Below are 2299 nucleotides of genomic sequence, written 5' to 3'. Positions count from 1 at the left end.
CTCCCCGCCGGACCCGCCCTCCTCCTCGTAGAGCTCGAACCAGATGCTCTTGCCCTCGCCCCGCGGGTCGACTCCCCACGCGTCGGCGAGCAGTTCCGTCAGGACCAGGCCCCGTCCGGAGGACGCCAGTTCGCCGGGGTGGCGTCTGTGGGGCAGGTCGTCGCTGCCGTCCGTCACCTCGATCCGTACGCGGCGGGTGCCCGGTGCGCCGGTCACCTCGGCGGCGAGCAGCGCGTCCGCGTCCGTGTGGACGAGTACGTTCGTGACCATCTCGGAGACCAGCAGGACCGCCGAGTCGATCTGGTCGGCGGAGGTCCAGTCGTGCAGGAACTCCCGTAGATGCTGTCGTGCCACCGCGACCTTCCGGGGCTCGGCCTGCGCGACAGTCAGCACGGTGCGCCGTGCGGTGAGTCGCGTGCTCGCGGCGGTATCGGGCTCGCAGCCCTCCTCCCCCACCCGGCACAGCAGCAGGACCGCGATGTCGTCCTCGCGGCGGTCCGCCAGGGGCCCGGTCGTGTGGTGCGAGGAGGGTCCGTGCACGGCCTGGACCAGCGCGTCGGCGAGCACCTCCATGTCGCCGTCGTGGCGCTCCAGGATCTTGCGGATTCTGAGCCAGCCGGTGTCCAGGTCGTGCCCGCCGGTCTCGATCAGCCCGTCCGTGCAGATCAGCATCGTCTCGCCGGGCTCAAGGACGAGCCGTGTCGTCGGATAGTCGGCGTCCGGGTCGATGCCCAGCGGCAGCCCGCCCGCGGTGGGCCGGGTGAGCACGGTCCCGTCCGCCATGCGTATCGCCGGGTCGGGATGCCCGGCCCTGGCCATCTCCAGCAGGCCGCTGTCCGGGTCCACCTCCACGTACAGGCAGGTCGCGAAGCGCAGGTCCGCGAGGTCGTCGTCGGACGTGATCCCGTACAGGAAGCGTGAGGCGCGCGAGAGGACCGCGTCCGGGCGGTGCCCCTCCGAGGCGTACGCCCGCAGCGCTATCCGGAGCTGGCCCATCAGCCCCGCGGCGCGTACGTCATGGCCCTGGACGTCGCCGATGACCAGCGCGAAGCGGCCGCCCCCGGGGCTCGTCCGCGAGGTGCCGCCGGGCAGCGGGATCATGTCGTACCAGTCGCCGCCCACCTGGAGCCCGCCGCCCGTCGGCACATAGCGGGCCGCGACGCTCATCCCGGGGATCTTCGGCCCCAGGGTGGGCAGCATCGAGCGCTGGAGGCCGTCCGTGAGCTCCCGCTCGGACTCGGCGACGCCGGCCCGCGAGAGGGCCTGCGCCAGCATCCGCGCCACCGTCGTCAGCACGGACCGTTCGTCGGGCGTGAAGGTGACCGGATACGTGAAGGCCGCCATCCACGCGCCCATCGTGCGCCCCGCCACCGTGAGCGGCAGGAACGCCCAGGACTGGCGGCCGAAGCGCTGGGCGAGCGGCCAGGCGGCCGGATACCGGCCGCGGTAGTCGTCCGGGGAGGAGAGATAGACGGCACGCCCTGTGCGGACGACCTCCGCGGCCGGATAGTCCGTGTCCAGCGGCATGTGGGAGAACGGGTCCTCGTCCCCCGGCTGCTGCCCGTGGTGGCCGACGACGGTGAGTCGGTCGGCCTCCGCGCCGAAGACCGCGAGCCCGTCCGGCGAGAACCCGGGCATCGACAGGCCGGCCGCGACCCGCAGCACCTCCTCCGTGGACCGTGCCTCGGCCAGCGCACGCCCCGCGTCCAGCAGGAAGGCCTCGCGCGAGCGCCGCCAGTCACCCGTCACGGGGCTGCGTGCCGCGGCGCCCGGCGGCGGCTCGGTGACCTCCTGGAGGGTGCCGATCAGCTGGTACGACCCGGTGCAGGGGGGAGCCGACGACTTGGAACGGCTGCGGACGGTACGGATCACATGGCCCTTCTCGTCCATGACCCGCAGCCGCAGCTCGGCGAGCGTGCCCTCGGCGGCAGCCAGCTGGACGACCCCGTTCACCTCGTTCCAGTCGACGGGGTGGAAGCGGGCCCGGATGCCTGCCTCCGTCAGTGAGGCCGGTTCCGCGGGCAGACCGAGAAGCCGGGAGGCCTCGGCGTCGAGGGTGACCTTCCCGGCGTCTTTGTCCCACCCCCACAGGCCGGTGGCGAGGGTGACGAGGACGTCCCCCACGGAGGGAAGGGGATCACCGGTGCGCATTGACCCACTGTATGAACAGGTGAACGAAGCGTGCCACTGAGGCAGGTGGGACGAGGGCTGGGTGGGCGGGCTGGCTGGGGCGGGCGGAGGACGAGACGAAGGACGAGACGAAGGGCGAGGCGGAGGACGAGACGGCGGGCGGGTGTCC

General features: G+C 72.9%; 1 protein-coding gene. It reads right to left on the bottom strand.

Annotation, left to right across the window (positions count from 1 at the left end; all coding sequences use genetic code 11):
* A partial coding sequence (locus AOK01_RS38710; RefSeq protein ID WP_055520134.1) for an ATP-binding SpoIIE family protein phosphatase occupies positions 1 to 2151 on the bottom strand: 2151 nt, incomplete at its 3' end.
* Positions 2152 to 2299: the final 148 nt, after the last annotated feature.

This window comes from Streptomyces aurantiacus (assembly GCF_001418335.1).
In the GTDB taxonomy this organism is placed as follows: domain Bacteria; phylum Actinomycetota; class Actinomycetes; order Streptomycetales; family Streptomycetaceae; genus Streptomyces; species Streptomyces aurantiacus.
The sequence above is the reverse complement of the archived record's forward strand: the minus strand, read 5'-3'. Positions and strand labels throughout refer to the sequence as shown.